At 66.7% G+C, this 18,412-nt stretch carries 14 protein-coding genes and 1 pseudogene; 5 read left to right on the forward strand and 10 right to left on the reverse strand.

Annotated elements, in window-relative coordinates:
• Nucleotides 1-79 precede the first annotated feature (79 nt).
• From ACVWZ5_RS08325 to ACVWZ5_RS08340, 4 genes are all read left to right on the forward strand, one after another.
• The gene (locus ACVWZ5_RS08325) at nt 80-1,150 is read left to right on the forward strand and encodes a C45 family autoproteolytic acyltransferase/hydolase (protein ID WP_062574455.1); all 1,071 of its coding nucleotides are present in this window, start codon (nt 80-82) and stop codon (nt 1,148-1,150) included.
• A 28-nt stretch (nt 1,151-1,178) separates the two neighbouring features.
• A complete protein-coding gene (locus tag ACVWZ5_RS08330; protein WP_457340539.1) occupies nt 1,179-2,504 on the forward strand; it encodes an MFS transporter in 1,326 nt (441 codons plus the stop codon).
• Between the two features lie 530 nt (nt 2,505-3,034).
• A complete protein-coding gene (locus tag ACVWZ5_RS08335) occupies nt 3,035-4,744 on the forward strand; it encodes a ShlB/FhaC/HecB family hemolysin secretion/activation protein (protein ID WP_062574453.1) in 1,710 nt (569 codons plus the stop codon).
• A 38-nt stretch (nt 4,745-4,782) separates the two neighbouring features.
• Nucleotides 4,783-9,003 (forward strand): hemagglutinin repeat-containing protein, encoded by a 4,221-nt coding sequence (locus ACVWZ5_RS08340; RefSeq protein WP_457340540.1) that lies wholly within the window; start codon nt 4,783-4,785, stop codon nt 9,001-9,003.
• A 254-nt stretch (nt 9,004-9,257) separates the two neighbouring features.
• On the opposite strand, the gene glsB is transcribed toward ACVWZ5_RS08340, so the two are convergent.
• The 8 genes and pseudogenes from glsB to ACVWZ5_RS08380 form a co-directional block, all read right to left on the reverse strand.
• The gene (glsB, locus tag ACVWZ5_RS08345; protein ID WP_028691427.1) at nt 9,258-10,175 is read right to left on the reverse strand and encodes a glutaminase B; all 918 of its coding nucleotides are present in this window, start codon (nt 10,173-10,175) and stop codon (nt 9,258-9,260) included.
• A gap of 149 nt (nt 10,176-10,324) precedes the next feature.
• The gene (locus ACVWZ5_RS08350) at nt 10,325-10,831 is read right to left on the reverse strand and encodes a GNAT family N-acetyltransferase (protein WP_230962683.1); all 507 of its coding nucleotides are present in this window, start codon (nt 10,829-10,831) and stop codon (nt 10,325-10,327) included.
• A gap of 9 nt (nt 10,832-10,840) precedes the next feature.
• A pseudogene (locus ACVWZ5_RS08355) lies at nt 10,841-11,398 on the reverse strand (HD domain-containing protein); the annotation flags it as partial.
• Nucleotides 11,399-11,423: 25 nt separating this feature from the next.
• Nucleotides 11,424-12,593, reverse strand: coding sequence for a MerR family transcriptional regulator (locus tag ACVWZ5_RS08360; RefSeq protein ID WP_457340541.1), 1,170 nt, complete (start codon nt 12,591-12,593; stop codon nt 11,424-11,426).
• 144 nt (nt 12,594-12,737) lie between these two features.
• Entirely contained in the window at nt 12,738-13,517 is a 780-nt protein-coding gene (locus ACVWZ5_RS08365) for an ATP-grasp domain-containing protein (RefSeq protein WP_062574450.1), read from the reverse strand.
• A gap of 42 nt (nt 13,518-13,559) precedes the next feature.
• The gene (locus ACVWZ5_RS08370; protein WP_457340542.1) at nt 13,560-14,213 is read right to left on the reverse strand and encodes an HD domain-containing protein; all 654 of its coding nucleotides are present in this window, start codon (nt 14,211-14,213) and stop codon (nt 13,560-13,562) included.
• 96 nt (nt 14,214-14,309) lie between these two features.
• Entirely contained in the window at nt 14,310-14,693 is a 384-nt protein-coding gene (locus tag ACVWZ5_RS08375) for a tautomerase family protein (protein WP_062574448.1), read from the reverse strand.
• Nucleotides 14,694-14,792: 99 nt separating this feature from the next.
• Nucleotides 14,793-15,110, reverse strand: a complete 318-nt coding sequence (locus ACVWZ5_RS08380; protein ID WP_084941257.1) for a hypothetical protein — start codon at nt 15,108-15,110, stop codon at nt 14,793-14,795.
• 205 nt (nt 15,111-15,315) lie between these two features.
• On the opposite strand from ACVWZ5_RS08380, the gene bla reads away from it, so the two are divergent.
• Entirely contained in the window at nt 15,316-16,191 is an 876-nt protein-coding gene (gene bla / locus ACVWZ5_RS08385; RefSeq protein ID WP_186595297.1) for a class A beta-lactamase, read from the forward strand.
• A gap of 48 nt (nt 16,192-16,239) precedes the next feature.
• Here the strand turns inward: bla and ACVWZ5_RS08390 are convergent, their stop codons facing one another.
• Both ACVWZ5_RS08390 and ACVWZ5_RS08395 read right to left on the reverse strand, forming a co-directional pair.
• A complete protein-coding gene (locus ACVWZ5_RS08390) occupies nt 16,240-17,103 on the reverse strand; it encodes a sensor domain-containing diguanylate cyclase (protein ID WP_028691434.1) in 864 nt (287 codons plus the stop codon).
• Nucleotides 17,104-17,348: 245 nt separating this feature from the next.
• Entirely contained in the window at nt 17,349-18,389 is a 1,041-nt protein-coding gene (locus tag ACVWZ5_RS08395) for a hypothetical protein (protein WP_457340543.1), read from the reverse strand.
• Between the last annotated feature and the right edge of the window lie 23 nt (nt 18,390-18,412).

Here is an 18,412-nt window from a genome sequence, read left to right on the forward strand (position 1 = left end):
AAGTTGTGCGGGGCCTGGCGATGATCGGGGTGGGCCTCGCCGCTAGGCTTGCCGCTTGCGTCCCATCAGGAAAGCCGTCGTGAAGATCCATACCTGCGTCACCGATACCCTCGATCCCCATGCCCGCGGCCGTCAGGTCGGCGAGCGCTTTGCCGGGCAGATCGGCGAGACCACCCAGCTGTACCTGGACTTCTTTCCCCGTGTCGGCGTGACGCTGGGCGAAGCGCAGCGCATCGGCGAGAACAGCCTGGCCGCCCTCGAGGCCTGGAGCCCGGACCTGGCGGCTGAAATCGCTGGCCTGGCCAGTGGCAGCGGCCTGCCGTTGTGGCAGCTGGCGAGTCTCAACGCCCGTACCGAGGTGCTGGCGGCACGCACGCGCCACAGCGAATGCTCCACTACCGTGCACGCCCCCCGTGGCCCGCGTGCGCCGCAGACCCTGCAGACCTGGGACTGGCACGACAGCCTGTGCCCCCATGGCCTGATGCTGGCCTTGCGCAGCCGCCAGGGCCTGGCGGTCAAGCTGTTCTGCGAGTTCGGCATGCTGGCCAAGCTGGGGGTCAACAGCGCGGGTCTGGGCCTGCACTTCAACATCCTTCACCACCACAGCGACAACACCGCTGGCGGCGTGCCGGTGCATGCCATCGCCCGACGGCTGCTGGAGGAGGCATGCAGTGTCGACGAGGCCATCGAGCTGGCCCGTTCGGCGCGGGTCAGCGCCTCCACCGTGCTTACTGTGTTCTCCCGCGAGGACCGCAGCCCACGTGCGGTGAGCATCGAGCTGAGTCCCGAGCGCACGGCGCTGGTGCTGCCCCGCGAAGATGGCTGGCTGTTGCACACCAACCACTTCCTCGATCCGCAGCTCAGCGCCGGCGAGCAGGTCGCCGACCGGGCCGAGACCGAGGGCCGGCTGGCCCATCTGCAACAGGTGGTAGGCCAGATGACCAGCGCCGACCCACGAGCCCGTGCCGAGGCCATGTGCGGCGCCGCGGGCGATGCCGCGCCGATCTGCTTCCATCCGGACCTGGCGCTGCCCGACACCGAGCGCTGGGAGACCCTGCTCAGCGTGGCCATCGACACCGAGCACGGTCATCTCGACTACGTGGCCGGCACCCCGCTGCAACTGGCCAAGACCGGCTGCCAACGCTTCTGAGCCCATCCGCATCACGAGAACAACAAAAATGCATGCACAAGCTTCCCGCTCCGCCTTGCGCACCTTCTGCGTTTCCGGCCTGGGCACGGCCCTCGAGTTCTACGACTTCATCATCTATGGCACCGCCGCCGCGCTGGTGTTTCCCCAGGTGTTCTTCCCCGGTCTGGACCACCTGACCGCCACCCTGGTGGCGTTCAGTGCCTTTGGCGCGGGGTTCCTCGCCCGGCCCTTGGGCGGCTTGGTGTTCGGCCATTTCGGCGACCGTGTCGGTCGGCAGAAGGTGCTGGTCACCACCTTGCTGTTGATGGGGCTGAGCACCTTCCTCATCGGTTGCCTGCCGGGGCACGCCAGTCTTGGCGTGGCTGCGCCGATCCTGCTGGTGCTGTTGCGCCTGGTCCAGGGCTTTGCCGCCGGGGGCGAGTGGGGCGGCGCCGCGCTGTTCGGCATCGAGTCGGCACCGCCTGGCCGGCGCGGCCTGTGGGGCAGTTTCACCAGCATGGGCATCGGCGTGGGCGGCATTCTCGGTGCGGCGGTATTCGCCCTGGTCAGCGCCGCGTTCGATGACAACCTGGTGGACTTCGCCTGGCGGATCCCGTTCTGGCTGGGGGGCTCCCTGGTGCTGATCGGCCTGTATGCGCGGCTGAAAACGCCGCTGGCCGCGTCTACCGTCAAACCCGTGCGGGCGCCCCTGGCCCAGGCCCTGCGGCAACGGCCACGGCAGCTGCTGCTGTGCACCGGTATCGCCTTCGGTTACTGCACCATTGCCTACATCGGCAGCACGTTCTTCCTGACCTACGCCACCCAGGCGGGGTATGGCAGCACCGAGGCCCTGATGTTCGACCTGACCCTGTCGGTGGCCATCGTGCTGTCGGCGCCGCTGTTCGGGCACCTGTCGGACCGCCTGGGGCGGCGTGTGGTGATGGTGTTTGGGGCGCTGGTCATGGCGTTGGGGCTGTTCGTCTTTTTTGCCCTGGTGGACATGCGCCACTTCGGTATCGCCCTGGTCGCCTACAGCCTGGTCGGTGCGCTGATGGGCGCCACACAGGGGCCGATTCCGGCGTTCCTGGGCGAACAGTTTCCCCGGGAAATGCGTTACTCGGGCATTTCCGCCAGCTACCAGGTCGGCGCGGCACTGGGGGGCGGGACGGCGTCGAGCATTGCCACGGCGATCCTGATTCTCACCGGGCATGACCCACTGGGCGTCGCGCTGTACGGGGCGGCGGCGCTGGCGCTGGTGGCGCTGTGTTCGTTGGGCTTGCAGGAGACGGCGCGGCTGAGCATGGCGCAGATCGATGGGCTGGGCGAGGGGAGTGAAAAGGGGGGACTATTGCGCGGTTCGGCGCTGGAGCGGTGACGGTCAAGTGCTGAATCACGCTGTTCTCGAGATCGAGTGCCGCCTGTACGGAACTCGATCTTGTTTGCGTTGCAATGCGCCCTCCGACGACCACGGAAAATCCAATGTTCGGAACACAATGCACTCCGCTATATAGCTCGGTTGTTGCGTGATTTTTAATCAGTTCATGTTTTGCTCAATCTCTCCGAAAACCAGAAATTTGAAGCAGCAGATCGTGTACGACTAAAGTCAGGTGTCTCCCACTCGTGTCTACAAGTACTGTGGGGCCAGACAGTCATCAAGTTCGATTGTTGGACAATTCGATCTCGTCAACCCGTATACCCGCTTTACCACAGGCTATCCAGTGACCCTGCGGTCATGCCCAAAGCCATGTAGTAATTAGCAGTCATTAACTTTTCCGCGAGCGTGTCAACAAACAACGCTCAACTTTCTAAAGTTATTGCGCGTGTGCCGATAACCCTCGGTGACCGTGCCGGGAAGTTCCAAGTACTGCGATTCTCGCTGTGCCTTTGCCTGCGAATGGGTGTTGTATGTCGTACCTGTCTGCTGTTGATCGTCGTCAATTAACGCTGTCTGTCGCATTGGCTTGCCTGTGCGCCGGCAACCTGCATGCCGAGACATTTACGCCTGGCCAGGAAGTGCTGCGTCAACAACAACAGCAACAACACGACCTGCAGCAACTGCAGTTGGAACAACGTCGCCGGCAACTGCAACGCGGCGCGTTCACCGCGCCCGACTCCACCCCACAGGCTCCCAGGGCCGCGGCCCCGGATGCGCGCTGCTGGCCGCTGGCCGGGGTGCGCATCGGCGGTGTCACGCTGATCGACCGCGCCACCCTCGATGCCCGCATCGACCCGCTGGTGGCCGCGTGCATGGGCGTGGGGCAGATCAACCAGTTGCTGGCGGGCATCACCGCGCTGTACCTGGAAAAGGGCTTTATCGCCAGCCGACCCTACCTGAGCAGCGCCCCGGCGGCCGGGCAGTCGCTGGACATCCTGGTGGACGAAGGCTACCTGGAGGCCATCGAGCTGGCCGACCAGCGCCTGCCGGTGTCCCTGGCCGGGGCCTTTCCCGGCATGCTCGGCGAGCCGCTGAACCTGCGCGACCTGGAGCAGGGCCTGGACCAGCTCAATCGCCTGCGCTCGGTCGACCTCACCGCCGACATCGCCCCCGGCAGCCAGCCGGGCGCCTCGCGGATCATCCTGCGCCCACGCAGCGCCGGCCAGCCGCGGGTTTCCGTGGGCCTGGGCCTGGACAACCTCGGCAGCGCCAGCACGGGCCGCGACCGCAGCGTGCTCAGCCTGAGCCTGGACAACCCGCTGGCGCTCAACGACCTGCTCAGCCTGTCGGCCAGCGATACCCTCAACCAGGGCGATCGCTACAGCCGCAATGCCAGCCTGTACTACGCGATTCCCTATGGCTACTGGACCTTCAGCCTGTTCGCCAGCCATGCCGAGTACCGCTCGCCGATCAAGCTCAGCACCCTGACCCTGCACAGCACCGGCATCACCGATCAGCTCAGCCTGCGCGGCGAGCGCGTGCTGTGGCGCGACCAGCGCCATCAACTGAGCGCCAGCCTGCAACTGGCGCACAAGGACGTCGACAGCGAATTCGCCAAGGTCCGCCTGGATGTGCAGAGCCCGACGCTGACGGTGGCCGAAGCCGGGCTCAACCTGTTCTGGCTCGACAGCGCGGTGTGGAACCTGGACCTCAACTACGCCCAGGGACTGCACTGGTTTGGCGCCGACGACGATGCCGACCGGCCGGTGCCCGACCTGCCCATGGCGCAGTTTCGCAAGTACCGCGCCGGCCTCGGCCAGTGGCGCAATGGCCAGCTGCTGGGCCAGGCCTGGCAGTGGCAGAGCCAGCTCAACCTGCAGTACAGCCCCGACCCGCTGCCGGCCATCGAGCAGTTGCTCGGCACTGACGATTCCGCTGTGCGCGGCTACCGCCTCAGCAGCCTGTCCGGGGCCAGCGGCGCGGTGTGGCGCAACACCCTGCGCCTGCCGTTGCAGCCCCAGGGGCCGCTGACCATCACCCCGCGGCTGGGGCTGGACCACGGCTGGATCAAGGCCGACCACGGCGCCGCCAGCCAGCGCCTGAGCGGCGCAAGCCTGGGCCTGAACCTGAGCTGGAAGGCCCTGCAGCTGGACGTCGACTACCAGCGCAGCCTGACCACCCCCAGCGGTTACCACCGCGAGCCCGAGGTCTGGCTGTTCAGGGCCGCCGTGCAGATTTGAGTGCACCGAATCAGCAGTACCGACATGGAGAGTGACCTATGCCCAAGACCCCCTTTACCTTCAACCTGTCCCCGCAAGGCAAGCTGCGCTGGGCGATAGCCAGCCTGTTCCTGGCCGCGAGCCTGCCCCAGGCGCTGGCCGGCGGCGTCGTGGTCGCCCCCGGCCCCGGGGGCACGGCACAGTTGCAGACCCAGGGCGGCGTGCCCATCGTCAATATCGTCGCGCCCAACGGCGCGGGCCTGTCGCACAACCAGTTTCTCGACTACAACGTCGACCGCCAGGGCCTGGTGCTGAACAACGCCCTGCAGGCCGGCCACTCGCAGCTGGCCGGTGAGCTGGCGGCCAACCCGCAGTTCCAGGGCCAGGCGGCGAGCGTGATCCTCAACGAAGTGGTCAGCCGCAACGCCTCCGCCATCAATGGCGCCCAGGAAATCTTCGGTCGTGCCGCCGACTACGTGCTGGCCAACCCCAACGGCATCTCGGTCAACGGCGCCAGTTTCATCAACGCGCCCAATGCCAGCCTGGTGGTGGGCCGCCCTGAACTGGACGCGGGCCGGCTCAAGGCCCTGGGCACCCAGGACGCCAGCGGCCAGTTGCAGGTGCAGGGCGCCGGCCTGCGCAACGACGGCGGCTCGGTCAACCTGATCGCCCCGCGCATCGACAGCCAGGGCCGTCTGGATGCCCGTGACCAGCTCAACCTCACCGTGGGCCGCAACCAGGTGGACTACGCCAGCGGCCAGGTCCAGGTCGTCGACCGCGGTGCGGCCAGTGGCGAGCAGCGTATCGACGCCAGCCTGTTCGGCGCGATGCAGGCCGGACGCATCAATATCGTCAGCACCGCGCAAGGTGCCGGGGTGCGGGTCGGGTCGGGGCAGATCGACGGCCGTGACGGCGTGCGCATCGACTCGGCGGGTGACCTGAACGTCAGCGGCGCTGCCGTGGCCGACTCGCTGGAAGCGACCCGTACCGGCGTGCGCAGCAGCCAGGGTGATGTCGAACTGCGTGGCGCCCAGGACCTGACCCTGGCCGCCGCCGACGTGGCCGGGCGCGACGTCAAGCTCGACGCCGGACGCAACCTCACCCTGAGCACCGTGCAAAGCCGCAAGCTCCAGGAAAAACGCGAGAACTGGCGCAGCGGCGCGCTGGGCATCGACTGGGAGACCTACCAGCGCACCCAGACCGACAGCGACACCCGCGAACACGCCACCCGGGTCGTGGCCCAGCGTGATGCCGGGCTGCACGCCGGCCAGGACCTTACCCTCAGCGCTGCCAGCCTCGAGGCGCCCGGCAAGCTGAGCCTGGACAGCGGCGCCGACCTGCGTCTGACCGCCGCCACCGAGCGCCAGGTGCAGACCGACCAGGGCAAGCACACCAAGGGTTTCTGGAAGGCCGACTGGGACAACCGCAACGAAACCCAGCGCAGCGTCACCAGCCAGCTCAAGGGTGGCGACATCGCACTGCACGCCAAGGCCTCGGTGCTGGCCGAAGGTGCCCAGCTGACCAGTGGCCAGGACATCCGCATCGCCGGCAAGCAGGTGCAGATCAGCAACGCCTCGCGCACCGACCAGCGTGACAGCCAGAACCAGCAGAGCAAGTTCTTCGGCGTCAGCCACAACGAAGCCAAGCAGAACAGCCGGGAAAGCACCGCGGTGCGCAGCGAGCTGGTGGCCGGTGGCAGCGTCGGCCTGAGCAGCGCCGAGGGCATCGACGTGGTCGGCTCGACGGTCAAGGCCAGCGGTGCGCTGAACGCTGATGCCGCGGGCGATCTGAAGGTCGCCTCGGCCCAGGACACCCGCGAGCACAACAGCGCCAGCAGCAGCCGTGGCTTCGTTGCGTCGGCCAAGGAGACCGCGCCGGGCTCCGGGCAGTATCGTGCTGGCATCGGCTATGCGAGCGACCGCCAGAGCGCCGCTGGCAGCCAGGTCAGTCAGCAGGGCTCCAGCCTCAGCGGCAGCGAGGTTCAACTGACCGCTGGCGGTGACCTGACTGTCAAGGGCGCCGCGGTGAAGTCCACCGCGGGCGATTCCACCCTGGCCGGCAAGCAGGTGTCGCTGCTGGCCGAGCAGGACAGCCGCAGCGAGACCCGCGACAGCAGCCATACCGGCGGTGGCGTCTACCTCACCGCTGGCCTCGACCGTGCCGGCGCCGGGGTCGATTTCGCCCATGGCACCCAGCAGGACGCCTCGAGCAGCACCACGGCGAAGACCACCGGCCTCGACAGCGCCGGCAGCTTGAAAATCAAGGCCGACACACTGGCCAGCGAAGGCGCGCAGGTGAACAGCGCCGGTACCCTGAGCATCAGCGCAGGCCAGGTGGACAACCGCGCGGCCCGCGACACCACCAACACTAGCCATCAGCAGAGCAACTGGACGGCGGATGTCGGTGTCAACGTCGAGTACAAGGACATTGCCCGGCCGATCGCCGGGGCGGTCAAGGATGTGGTGGACGGCAAGGTGTCGGTCAAGGATGCGCTCGACGGCAAGCTGCCGCTTAATGACGTCAAGGACGTGCTGGACGGCAAGACTTCGCTGACCGCCGCCCTGGGCAAGCTTGGCACGCCGAACCTGGGCGTCGACCTGGCCGTGGGCCATGCCAGCCAGCAACAGGGCGAGCAGACCGGCACTGTGGTGGTCAGCCAGTTCAATGGCCAGGGTGTGCAACTGGACGTGGCCGGTGCGCTGAAGGACCAGGGCACCCGCTACAACGCCAACGGCGGCGCGCTGGACATCAAGGCCGGTTCGCTTCAGGCCGACGCGGCCAGCAACACCCACAGCCGCAGCGAGCAGCAGGTGAACGCCGATGTGTCCGCGCGGATCTACACCAAGACCGGCGAAGACCTCAACGTGACCGCCAATGGTTCCGGTGGCAGCAAGCACTTGAGCGAAGATACATCCACTGCCGTGGTCGGTACTTTCAGTGGCAGCCAGGGCCTGAACATCCAGGTCGGTGGCGATGCCCGCTTCGAAGGCAGCCGCCTCGACGGTGGCCAGGGCGCGGTGGCGGTCAACACCGGCGGCAAGCTGGCACTGGACCAGGCCAGCAACCAGGCGCGTCGCGACACCGGCAGCCTCGGTGGCAGCGGTTCGTTGACCGTGGGCACCTTGCCGGTGGGCGACAAGGTCGACCTGGGCGCCGGGTTCCAGCTCGACCATGCCGGCGAGCACAGTGTCGACAGCAAGGCCCAGGTGGCGAGCATCAGCGGCAACGGCCCGGTGCGACTGGGCAGTGGTGGCGACCAGACCCTGCAGGGCACGCGCATCGACGCGAACGGCCCGGTCGAACTCAAGGCCGGTGGCGCCCTCGACCTGCAGGCCGCCAGCGACACCCGGACTGTCAGCGGCAGCCATCTGGGCGGCGGCCTCAACCTCGGCGGCAAGGCTGCCACCGGTGAGCAAGGGCGTGATCTGAGCGGCAAGCTGGGCGGCAACTTCAATGTGGGCCAGACCAGCGAACGTTCGCAGCCCCTGGCCGGCGGCCAGCTGAACAGCCATGGCAACGTGGACCTGGCCGGCCAGTCGGTGCATCTGCAGGGTACCCAGGTCGGTGCCACGGGCGTCAACGTCAGCGCAGGCGAGGGTGGCCTGGCGCTGGAGTCGGCGCAGTCCACTCAGGCCCGCACCAACTGGGGCGTCGAGGTGAAGGCCGGGAGCAACCTGAGCCGCACTACGCCGGCGGACGCGGGGCAAGAGGTCAGCTCGTCCCATGACTTCGACCTGGGCGGCAAGGTGCAGGTTGACCATCTGCAGGCCACCACCCAGCAGAACAGCCATATCACCGCTGGCGATGTGACCCTGAACAGTGCCGGTGCGGCGCAACTCAGCGGCGCACGGGTCGACGGCCAGCAGGTCGGCGGCAAGCTGGCGGGCGGGTTGACGGTCGCGGAACGCCAGGACACCACCACCTCGGTACGGGTCGACCTGGGCGCGGGCCTGGCCGGCAAACCGGGCGAGGCGAAGGAGGGCCAGGAGAAACCAGGCTTCGACTACACGCCGTCGTTCAATGCCCAGGGCGAGTTCGTGCGCAAGGCCGGGGTTACGCAGGCTTCGGGCATCTCGGCACAGCGTGGGCTGGGTCTGCAGGTCAAGGGCGTGGAGCAGGGCGGTACCACGCTCGGTGCCGATGTGAAACCGCTCGGCTACCAGGTCAAGGCCACCCTCGACCTGCCCAAGCTGCCGGAGGCTGGCCTGCCGAGCGCGTCGCTGGAGGGTGGCAAGCTGAAGGTTGGGCCGGTGACGGTCGAAGGGCGTATCGAAGGCTGAACCTCTTCCATTCACACCAATGAGGTCCGGGGCGCTTTGCGCCCCTTTTTGTTGGTTGAAACTCTAAGCTTCGTACGAAAAATCGATGGGTGGGGGTGAGCCCTTGGGCCTGGCGCGAGAGCTGTAGGAGCGAGCTAGCCTCGCGATAGCACAGGACCAGGCCGTACCATGGGCGCATCTGACTCCATCGCGGGGCAAACCCGCCCCCACGCAGGTTATGTATGCAGTCCAGTGCCTGCCTGCAACAACCTCGCTCAGACCGCCGAGAACACCGACCCGGTCATTCGCTCGCTCAGCAGCTCCAGCGCCCGCAGCCCTGCCAGCGAGTTGCCCGAGGCATTCAGCGCCGGCGACCACACGCAGATGCTGTAGCGCCCCGGCACCACCGCGACGATGCCGCCGCCCACGCCGCTCTTGCCTGGCAGGCCGACCCGGTAGGCGAAGTTGCCGGCCTCGTCATACAGCCCGCTGGTGGCCATGATCGCGTTCACCTGTTGCGCCTGGCGCGGGCTGAGCACCTGCTCGCCGCTGTGCGGGCAGTAGCCGCTGTTGGCCAGGAAGGCAAAGCCGCGCGCCACATCGGCGCAGCTCATCGACAGCGCGCAGTGATGGAAGTAGCTGCGCAGCACCGCATCGACATCGTTGTGGAAGTTGCCGAAGGCCTGCATCAGGTAGGCCATGGCCGCGTTGCGCGCGCGGTGCTGGTATTCCGACTCGGCCACCACGGTGTCGCTGACGATGCGCGGGTTGGCCGCCAGGCGGCGGACGAAGTCGCGCATCGACAGGGTGGGGGTGGCATAGCGCGACTGGTTGATGTCGCAGATCACCAGCGCCCCGGCATTGATGAACGGGTTGCGGGGCCGGCCTTTCTCCACCTCCAGCTGCACCAGCGAATTGAACGCCTGGCCCGAAGGCTCGTAGCCCAGCCGCGACCAGATGTCCTCGCCGCTGTGGTTGATCGCCTGCACCAGGCTGAACACCTTGGAGATGCTCTGGATCGAGAACGGCGTGTGCGCATCGCCCGCGCAGTGCAGCTGGCCGTCCAGGCTCTGCACGGCGATGCCCAGCTGGTTCGGGTCGACCTGGGCGAGGGCGGGGATGTATTGCGCCACCTGGCCCTGGACGAGCAGGGGGCGGACGTGGTCGAGGATCTCTTGCAGGAGTGCTTGCATCGGGGAACCTGGTGCGAAGGAAAGGCGCGTTCGAAAACGTTCAGGTAGACGATGGTCGCTGGCTGCGGAGCACATTTGTTCGTGTCGGCTCGCGGGGTGATGCGCAACCTCCGGGAGCGGGGCAAGCCCGCTCCTGCAGTGACCGCGTTCTACGCGTTGGAGGTTGCCTCGAACGCCGCGCAGTACTGCACGCTGCCCTGCGCCACATCACCGCTGAAGGACAGGGCCTGGAAGTATTCGGCCGGTACGCCCGGCAAGCTCAGGCCCGGTTGGGCCTTGAAACCGAAGCGGCCATAGTACCCCGGGTCGCCCAACACCACGCAGCCCTGGCCACCCAGCCCGTGCAGGCGGGCCAGCGCGGCGTTGATCAGCGCCGAGCCGATGCCCTGGCCCTGACGCCGCGGCAGCACCGAGACCGGCCCCAGCCCGTACCAACCCTCGGCACCCGACGACAGCGTCACCGGGGAGATCGCCACATGGCCGACGATGACGCCGGCCTCCACGGCCACCAGCGATACCGTGAGCGCTCCGGCTCGGCGCAGGGCGCTGACGATGAACTGCTCGGTGTGGTTGCTGTGCTCGGCGTTGGCAAAGGCGGCTTCGGTCAGTTGGCCGATGGTGTTGGCGTCCTCCGGGCGCTCGTCGCGCAGGCTGATGCCATTGTCGAGATGCCGGCGCGTGTCGGCGTCGATCAGGCCGCGCAGGGCCTCGAACAGCGGCGTGGCGGCAGTGTAGCGCTTGCCGTAGTCGAGGTTGAAGGCATAGTCGAAGCCCGGAGGATTGCGCCCCTGGTTGTGCTGCAGCAGGGTCTCCAGCTTGTCGAGGGCCTTGACCGCCTGTGCCTCGGCCGAGGTGGCGGCCTCGTACTCCTCCCACAACGCCATGATCTCCTCGCGCAGGGCGGCGTCCAGACTCGCCATCAACTGCAGCAGGTCTTCGCGTTCCTGCCGGCTCTTGTCGGGGAAGCCCTGTTTGCTGACGGCCGGGACGTCGCCGCTGATGGCCTCGCCCAGGTCGTGGACCAGGCACATCTTCAACACCTTGAGCAGATCGAGGTCGCCCAGTTCGTCGGCGAAGGTGATGGCCATCAGGCACAGCCGCCAGGTGTGCTCGGCGGTGCTCTCGGCGCGGCCGCTGGAGGTGTGGGCGCTGCGGATCACGCTCTTGAGTTGTTCGGCCTGGCGCAGGAAGGCGAGGCGGTTCTGCAGTTTTTCGATGTTCATGGTGGCTCCATGTCCTGGGGCGGGTTCAGCGCGTCTGCATGACGAACAGATGATACCCGTACTCGCCCAGGTGGTTTTCGTGGGTCTTGAGTTCGCGGCGGATGTCGGCCAGGGCCTGGGAGGCGAAGTCCTCGTCCGCCAGGCTGGCCACGCGTTCGCGCAGCGGCTCCAGATAGTTGGCCCAGGCCTGCGCGCTCAAGGGGAAGTGCGACAGGGTGCGATAGCCCAGGCGGGCGATTGCGGCCAGGCGCGTGTCGACGCTGTGCAGGTCGGGGTAGGCGGCCTGCCAGAACGCCTCGGCCGCAGGGGCGAGCCTGTCGGCCACCCGCACCAGGTCGCTGATGACCAGGTAACCCTGGGGCTTGAGGAAGGTACGCCAGTACGCCAGGGCGTTGTCGAAGCCCATGATGTAGGCGCAGCCCTCGGCCCAGATCGCGTCGAAGTGCCGAGGCGCGAACGGCAGCTGGGTCATGCTCGCGCAAATCGGCGTGACCCGTGCCTGCAGGCCCTTGTCGAACAGGGTCGCCCGCAGGCAGCCAAGGCTGTGCTCGTCGTTGTCCAGCGCAGTGATGTGCGCCTGGCTGTGTTCGGCCAGCAGCACGCTGGAGGTGCCACGGCCGCAGCCGATGTCCAGCAGTGTCGCGGGGGCGTGGGGCAGGGCGTGCAGTGCTTTGAGTGAGTCCTCTGGCGACCCTGGGCCAAGGTGCTCAAGGCCCTCGAAGAGGCGTTCGAAGTCGGCCATGTAGCGGTCGTGTTCGTTCATGTCGCGGGACAGCCATTTCAGGCGCAGGGCCTGCTTCTCATTGAATCCTTGCCGGCGCAGCCACGCCAGGTGGGCGCCGGGCGCCTGCTGCTCGAGGGCCTCGTGCCAGGGGCGCATGGACGACAACCCGAGCATCGCCGCCAGCAGGTCACGTGAGCGTTGCCGGGCGGCGATCTCTTCGTCCAGGGTGTGCAGGCGTTCGAGCAGGGCCGCGCGGTCCAGGCGTGCCTCCAGGCAGGCCTGGCACTCCTTCAGGCTCAGCCCGCCGGCCTGCAGTTGCTGCAACAGCCGCAGCTGCTGCAGGTCCTGCTCGCCGTAGGTACGATAACCGTTGGCCTGGCGCCGCGAGGACACCAGTCCGAGTTTTTCGTAATAGAGCAGCGTGGAGCGGCTCAGGCCCACCTTCGCCGCCAGTTCGGATATGCGGTACACCAGTCTTCCCCTCATGCAGTGGGGCGATGATGAACTATGAAGCTATAGACAGGTAAAGCGGGTTTCTACAGAAACAGGCGTTTCTTGAGATCGGGGTTGCCTGTGATCACAGGCAGCGCCGGCGTGCCCTTGAAGGATGTTTTCTCAGCGGCTCTTCAACAGGCCCACGAAGCGCTTTGTGGGCCATTCCTTGAGGTCGGATACCTGGCCGTCGCCCAGCTCCACCAGCCGCAGCACGCCATCGGCGCGCATCACCGTGTCGACCGAGAAGAACGGGCTGTCGATCCGCTTTGCGCACTCTCGCACCAGCTCGGGCACCTTGCCATCCGCACCGTGGGCGCATCCATCGAGTACGAAGTAACGACGCTCGGTTTCCTTGAGGTAGCTTTCCCGCCGCCTGACGCAGATACCGCCCTCGACCTGGCCGCGGTATTGGCGCATTTGGGCCACCAGCGGCGCGATTTCCCGAGGGCTGTCCACCAGGCTGCCGTTGCCGGTGCTCAGCGATTTCACATAGTCCTTGATGAAATAGCCCGGCCATTGCAGGCCGGCGAGCGCCTGCTCGAAATCGGCGTCGTCGGGCAGTATCACCGTTTCGCTTGTATGCGCGGCCAGCAACGGGTACCACTGCGGCAGGTGATGACACTGCCGGTACTGCTCGGGACTGGTCAGCGCGGCTGCGGTACTACCATGCAGCAGGTCGACCAGCACGGCGTAGGCCTCGGGCGTCAGCATCCAGCCCCGGTACAAAATGCAATCGCCCGGATTAAGGGCGCGGGAGGTTTCGAGCAGACCGGCTTCAAGGGCTTCGAACGAGAACAGCAGGGTGTCCAGTCCGGCCGCCAGCGCCGCGTTGTACTCCTCGGCGTACTGTTCATCGGGCTGTTTCAGGTTGAAGGGTTCGCAGGGATAGAGCAGTCGCATCGGGTTTGCTGTCCATGGCAAGGGTGGGAGGCGCAAAGGCTGTCAGTCTACCCCGATTTCCTCCATGAATTCGGCGAGGAACGACGCCAGCCGCTGATGCCTGAGCGCGGCCAGTCGCGCACCTTCGCCGGTCTGAAAGCCTGAGGCGAGCTTGAGCAGCTTGGTCGGGAAGTGCTCGATGGCGAAGCGGTTGTCGCGATTGTCCCGGCCTGCGGCGGTGGGGTTCTCGACGTCGTAGAGCGCCGACCCCGTGCGCCCGGCCACATAGAAGCAGCGGGCGATGCCGACGGCACCGATGGCGTCGAGGCGATCGCTGTCCTGGAGGATCTTCGCTTCCAGGCTCTGTGGCGGCAAACCTGCCGAGTAGCTGTGGGTCATCACTGCATGGGCCACCTGTTCGATGCGCGGTAGCGGCCAGCCCATGTCGGCGAGGATCGCGGCGGCGCGTTCGGCCGAAAGCGTCGAGGCCTGCGCACGCAGGGGCGAGTTCTTTTCCACCGTCACGCAATCGTGCAGCACGGTGGCGGCGAGCAGTACGTCGAGGTCGCCGCCTTCCTTGGCCTGGATACGCCGGACATTGCGCCAGACCCGTTGCAGATGGGCGAGGTCGTGGGAGCCGTCGTTACCGTCGGCGGGCAGATAGGGCAGCAGTTGGGCCGCCAGGGCTTGCAAGGGGAAAAATGGCGCGCTTGCCATGAAAGGGTTCACCGATCAAAGGGAGGATTGAATTCTACGTTGGCGATTAGCGAAGCCGGAGCATTGTCCTTGCCGTTGTCCGGGTGCGGCCTTACCTCAACTGGCGTACTGGGCGATACCGTTGCCGAACGACCAGTTCTCCTTGTGCACCTCGACCAGGTTGATGAACACGTCCTGCGGTCGCACCCCGGCCTCGCGTTCGAAGCCTTCGGCGATGGCCTGGTACAGCGCCTTCTTCTGCTCCAGGGTGCGGCCTTCGTTGAGGGTGATCTGGATGAACACCTGGCCGTCGGAGCGTTGGATGCCCAGGTACTGTGGGTCGCTCACCAGGCCGTCGCCGTCGTGTTCGGTCAGGATCTGGAAATTGTCGTGCTCGGGCACATTGATCGTGCGCCGCATGCAGGCGTAGACGATCTGGCCGAGTGTGCGCAGATGGTTAGGGTCGGGGTGGCGCTTGATATCGATGCGTACCAGTGGCATGTGGACTCCTTGGACGATGGCCAGGCGAGACGCAGAAGCTGGTACGGCAGGATCAGGCATGAGCCCGGACAGGCGCCGGGCTCGGGAAGGCAACTACCGTTACTGTGGCAGCAGCTTGGAGGCGCGCTCGCTCGCGTTATTGAAGACCTCGATCAGCCTTTTCGCCAGGGCATCTTCGATGGCCGCTGCAGTGAGCAGCCCCTGGGTGAAACCGATGCCCTGGTCCTTGGCGACAGCCAGCTGCTGGTTGTTCTCTGCCTCGGCCATGTCGCCCAGGTAGTGGGCTGCACGATAGGCGTAGCGCTCGGGGAGTGTCAGCTGTTCGAGCTCCTTTAGCGAGAGGGCGAACTGGCTGGCGGCGGCGGGCTTCAGGCTGAGTTGCTCGAACTGGAGCAGGCTCAGGCGATCGGTAGTCAAGGCGAATCTCCGTTTCATTGCGGGAACACCCGGTTACTGTCCTGCCTTTTGCCGGTCAACGCAAGGGTGGCCAGGGCAGTGGCGCGAAAAGAATCCGCTTGCCCACGGCCTATGCTCGCCTGCCGGAGCGGTAAGGAGGTGCTTGGCTCGGGTGCTAAAACGTTCTAGCCTTCGCGTTTTGCTTATTTTCACAAGGGATGCCTGCATGATTTCAACCCTCAGCCGCCGCCGCGTGCTCCAGGGCGCGCTCGGCTGCTCGGCCCTGTTGACCTTGCCCGCCTGGGCGCACGATCCGCTGCGTCAGGCGATGCAACAGCTCGAGGCGGCCAGCGGCAGTACCATCGGCCTGTGGGCCCTGGACACCGGCAGCGGTCGGCAGCTGGCCTGGCGCGGCGAAGAGCGCTTCGCCTTCTGCAGCACCTTCAAGGCCGTCCTCGCCGGTGCCGTCCTGCACCGCAACGAGGCCGAGCCGGGCTTGCTGGCGCGGCGCATCGCCTATGGCGCCGAGCAGTTGGTGGTCTATTCACCGGTCACCGAAAAGCATGTCGGGCCCGGCATGACCGTCGCCGAACTGTGCGCCGCCGCCGTGCAGTACAGCGACAACACTGCTGGCAACCTGCTGCTCGAGCTGGTCGGTGGCCCGCCCGGGCTGACGGCGTTCGTCCGTGGCCTGGGCGATCCGACCTTCCGCCTCGATCGCAACGAGCCGACGCTGAACACCGCTTTGCCGGGCGATCCGCGTGACACCACGACGCCCCTGGCCATGGGCGTGACCTTGCAGCGCCTGCTGCTCACCGATGGCCTGCCCGCCGGCGCGCAACAACAGCTGCAGGCCTGGCTCAAGGGCAACACCACGGGTGATGCCCGTATTCGCGCCGGGCTGCCGAAGGACTGGGTGGTGGGCGACAAGACCGGTTCGGGCGACTATGGCGTGGCCAACGATGTCGCGGTCATCTGGCCCAAGGGCCGGGCGCCGTGGATCCTGGTGGTGTTCAGCCGTGGCACGAAACAGGATGCGCCGTGGAACAGCGAGACGATCGCGGCGGCGACGCGGGTGGTGGTGGAAGCCTGGAAGGGCTGAGCAAGTGTGCGGGCCACATCGCGGGCAAGACCAGATAACACCTGGCCATCACCCCACCCGCGCCCGCCGCCGCTTCTTGCGGTACATCTCGCCATCGGCATGGCTGAGCAGGGTGTCGGCATCCTCGCCATCGGTGGGGTAGCAGGCCACGCCGATGCTGCAGGACGGCATCCTGACGTCGCCGAACTCGGCGCCGAGCGGCTCCTCCATGACCATGGCGATCTGCTCGACCACCTCGTACACGGCGTCCTCCGACGGTACATCGGTCAGCAGCACGATGAACTCGTCGCCGCCGATCCGCGCCACGGTGTCCGCTTCCTGCACGCTGTCCTGCAGGCGTCGGGCGATGGTGCACAGCACGCGGTCGCCGGCCGCGTGACCGTGTACATCGTTGATACCCTTGAAGTCGTTGACGTCGAGGAACAGCAGGGCCAGCCGGCGCTGCTGCTGACGGGCGGCGCGCAGGGCGGTGGCCAGGCGGTCGTTGAACAGCGAGCGGTTGGTCAGCTTGGTCAGCGGGTCGTGATGGGCGAGAAAGCGCAGTTCCTGCTCGGCCTGGGTGAGGGCGGTGATGTTGCGGGCGACGCCGATCCGCGCGCCCACCTCGTCGGACCAGAAGGCCGCCCAGAGGATATGCACGATCTCGCCATCCTTGCGTACATAGCGGTTGCGAAAGTCGAAGTGCGGGGTGCCGTCCATGACCCGGGCGATCGAGGCGCGGGTGGTTTCCAGGTCATCCGGGTGCATGTAGCGGGTGATCGGGGTGCCGGTCAGTTCGTCGGCGCGGTAGCCGAGCAAGGCCTCGCAGGCGTTGCTCACGAATGCGATGGTGTCGTCCCGGTCGACCACGAACACGGTGTCCAGCATCAGGTGGATCAGCCTGGGGTAGAGCGCTTGCAGGTCGACGGGCATAGGGCAGAAGTGTCCGAAACGGGTAGCCCGGTCATGGTCCGATCACGCAGGGCGGCCGCGCGAGGTCCTGCAAGCCGCCGGGGGCCGCTCGCCGCGCCCGTGCAGCATACACAGGCTCGGGGGTGCGGCACACTACCTGCGGACAAGCAAACCGTCGGCAGCTTCAGCGCCCCTGCCAGGTCCGGGTCGCAGACCGTGACCGTCATCCCCCGGTAGCATGGGGCAGACCGTCGCTCGGTGACGGCCTAGAGTTTCCAGCATCCGGCGAAGCGCTTGCAAACCCCTTCGCGTTGATCCAGTTCAGCCATGTTGCGCAAGTGTTCGAGGCTGATCTGCGCGATCGTCTCCTGCAGGACATAGTTGTAGTAGTAGGCCATGTCGCGCATGCGCTGGGCCTTGCTCGGCAGGCGCGCGTCGTTGTTTCCTCCGGCCCAGACCTGCAACTGCTCGTCGCGCACGCTACGCAGGTAGGCGCGGCTGTCGGCGTCGTAGCGTTCCAGCGTGCGTGCCTTGAGGTTGGCGAGCGCCTCGGCGAAGGTTTGCAGGTTCTGCTGGTACTGCTGCCAGTAGGCCTCTGGCAGATCGAGGCCCAGTTCCCGCTTGCGCGCTGCTACCTGGACTTCGGGGGAGGCTTGCCGAGTCAGGGCGACGGCTTTGCGCAACGTGGTCAATTGCTCCATCTCCGGGGTGACGCTGTCGCGGATGATGCTGTCGATCAACGCGGTGCGCCGGGCGGTGTCGGGCAGCGGTGTGGGTTGTTTCGGGAATAACGCCGAGGTACCCCAGCAGGCGCTCGGGATGGTGTCGATCATCGGATAGGGCAGGCGTTGGTCCTTGCCCTCGACCCTTTGCAGCCGCACCAGCGTTGCCTGGCAGTAGCCAGGCGACTGGTCGAAGCGCAGTTCATATTCGGAGCCTGCCTGCGGTGTCAGGGTGAACGAGGCCGAGCAGACCGTGCTGGCGCCCTGGGTGTTGGCGCGAACATGTATCGGCTGACCGGGTTCGAGGCGGATCTCGTAGTAGCTGTTGCTGTTTGCCGGCGGCGGCACGCTCATGTCGGCCCGTCGGCGAGAGTCGGGCACGAACAGGTTGTTGAGGATGCCGGTGGTCCGGCCTTCACAGCGCGCGCTGTCGAACAGGTCTAGGGTGGCGCTGCCATTGCCCGAGATGTAGCGCAGCTTGGCTGCATCAGGGCGGGTGCTGTCGATGTAGGTGCCATTGATACTGCAGGCGCTGACCAGGGTGGACAGGGCGAACAGGGCAAGCAGGCGGGTGGCGGAGGGCATGATCGTCCGTGAGTGAGGCCGTG

Source organism: Pseudomonas sp. TE6283, from assembly GCF_054060555.1.

What these genes read in the sequence shown, in the direction of transcription:
- ACVWZ5_RS08330 (WP_457340539.1), top strand. Translation starts at nt 1,179, where the DNA reads ATGCATGCACAAGCTTCCCGCTCCGCCTTGCGCACCTTCTGCGTTTCC.
- ACVWZ5_RS08335 (WP_062574453.1), top strand. Translation starts at nt 3,035, where the DNA reads ATGTCGTACCTGTCTGCTGTTGATCGTCGTCAATTAACGCTGTCTGTC.
- ACVWZ5_RS08340 (WP_457340540.1), top strand. Translation starts at nt 4,783, where the DNA reads ATGCCCAAGACCCCCTTTACCTTCAACCTGTCCCCGCAAGGCAAGCTG.
- glsB (WP_028691427.1), bottom strand. Translation starts at nt 10,175, where the DNA reads ATGCAAGCACTCCTGCAAGAGATCCTCGACCACGTCCGCCCCCTGCTC.
- ACVWZ5_RS08365 (WP_062574450.1), bottom strand. Translation starts at nt 13,517, where the DNA reads ATGCGACTGCTCTATCCCTGCGAACCCTTCAACCTGAAACAGCCCGAT.
- ACVWZ5_RS08370 (WP_457340542.1), bottom strand. Translation starts at nt 14,213, where the DNA reads ATGGCAAGCGCGCCATTTTTCCCCTTGCAAGCCCTGGCGGCCCAACTG.
- ACVWZ5_RS08375 (WP_062574448.1), bottom strand. Translation starts at nt 14,693, where the DNA reads ATGCCACTGGTACGCATCGATATCAAGCGCCACCCCGACCCTAACCAT.
- bla (WP_186595297.1), top strand. Translation starts at nt 15,316, where the DNA reads ATGATTTCAACCCTCAGCCGCCGCCGCGTGCTCCAGGGCGCGCTCGGC.
- ACVWZ5_RS08390 (WP_028691434.1), bottom strand. Translation starts at nt 17,103, where the DNA reads ATGCCCGTCGACCTGCAAGCGCTCTACCCCAGGCTGATCCACCTGATG.
- ACVWZ5_RS08395 (WP_457340543.1), bottom strand. Translation starts at nt 18,389, where the DNA reads ATGCCCTCCGCCACCCGCCTGCTTGCCCTGTTCGCCCTGTCCACCCTG.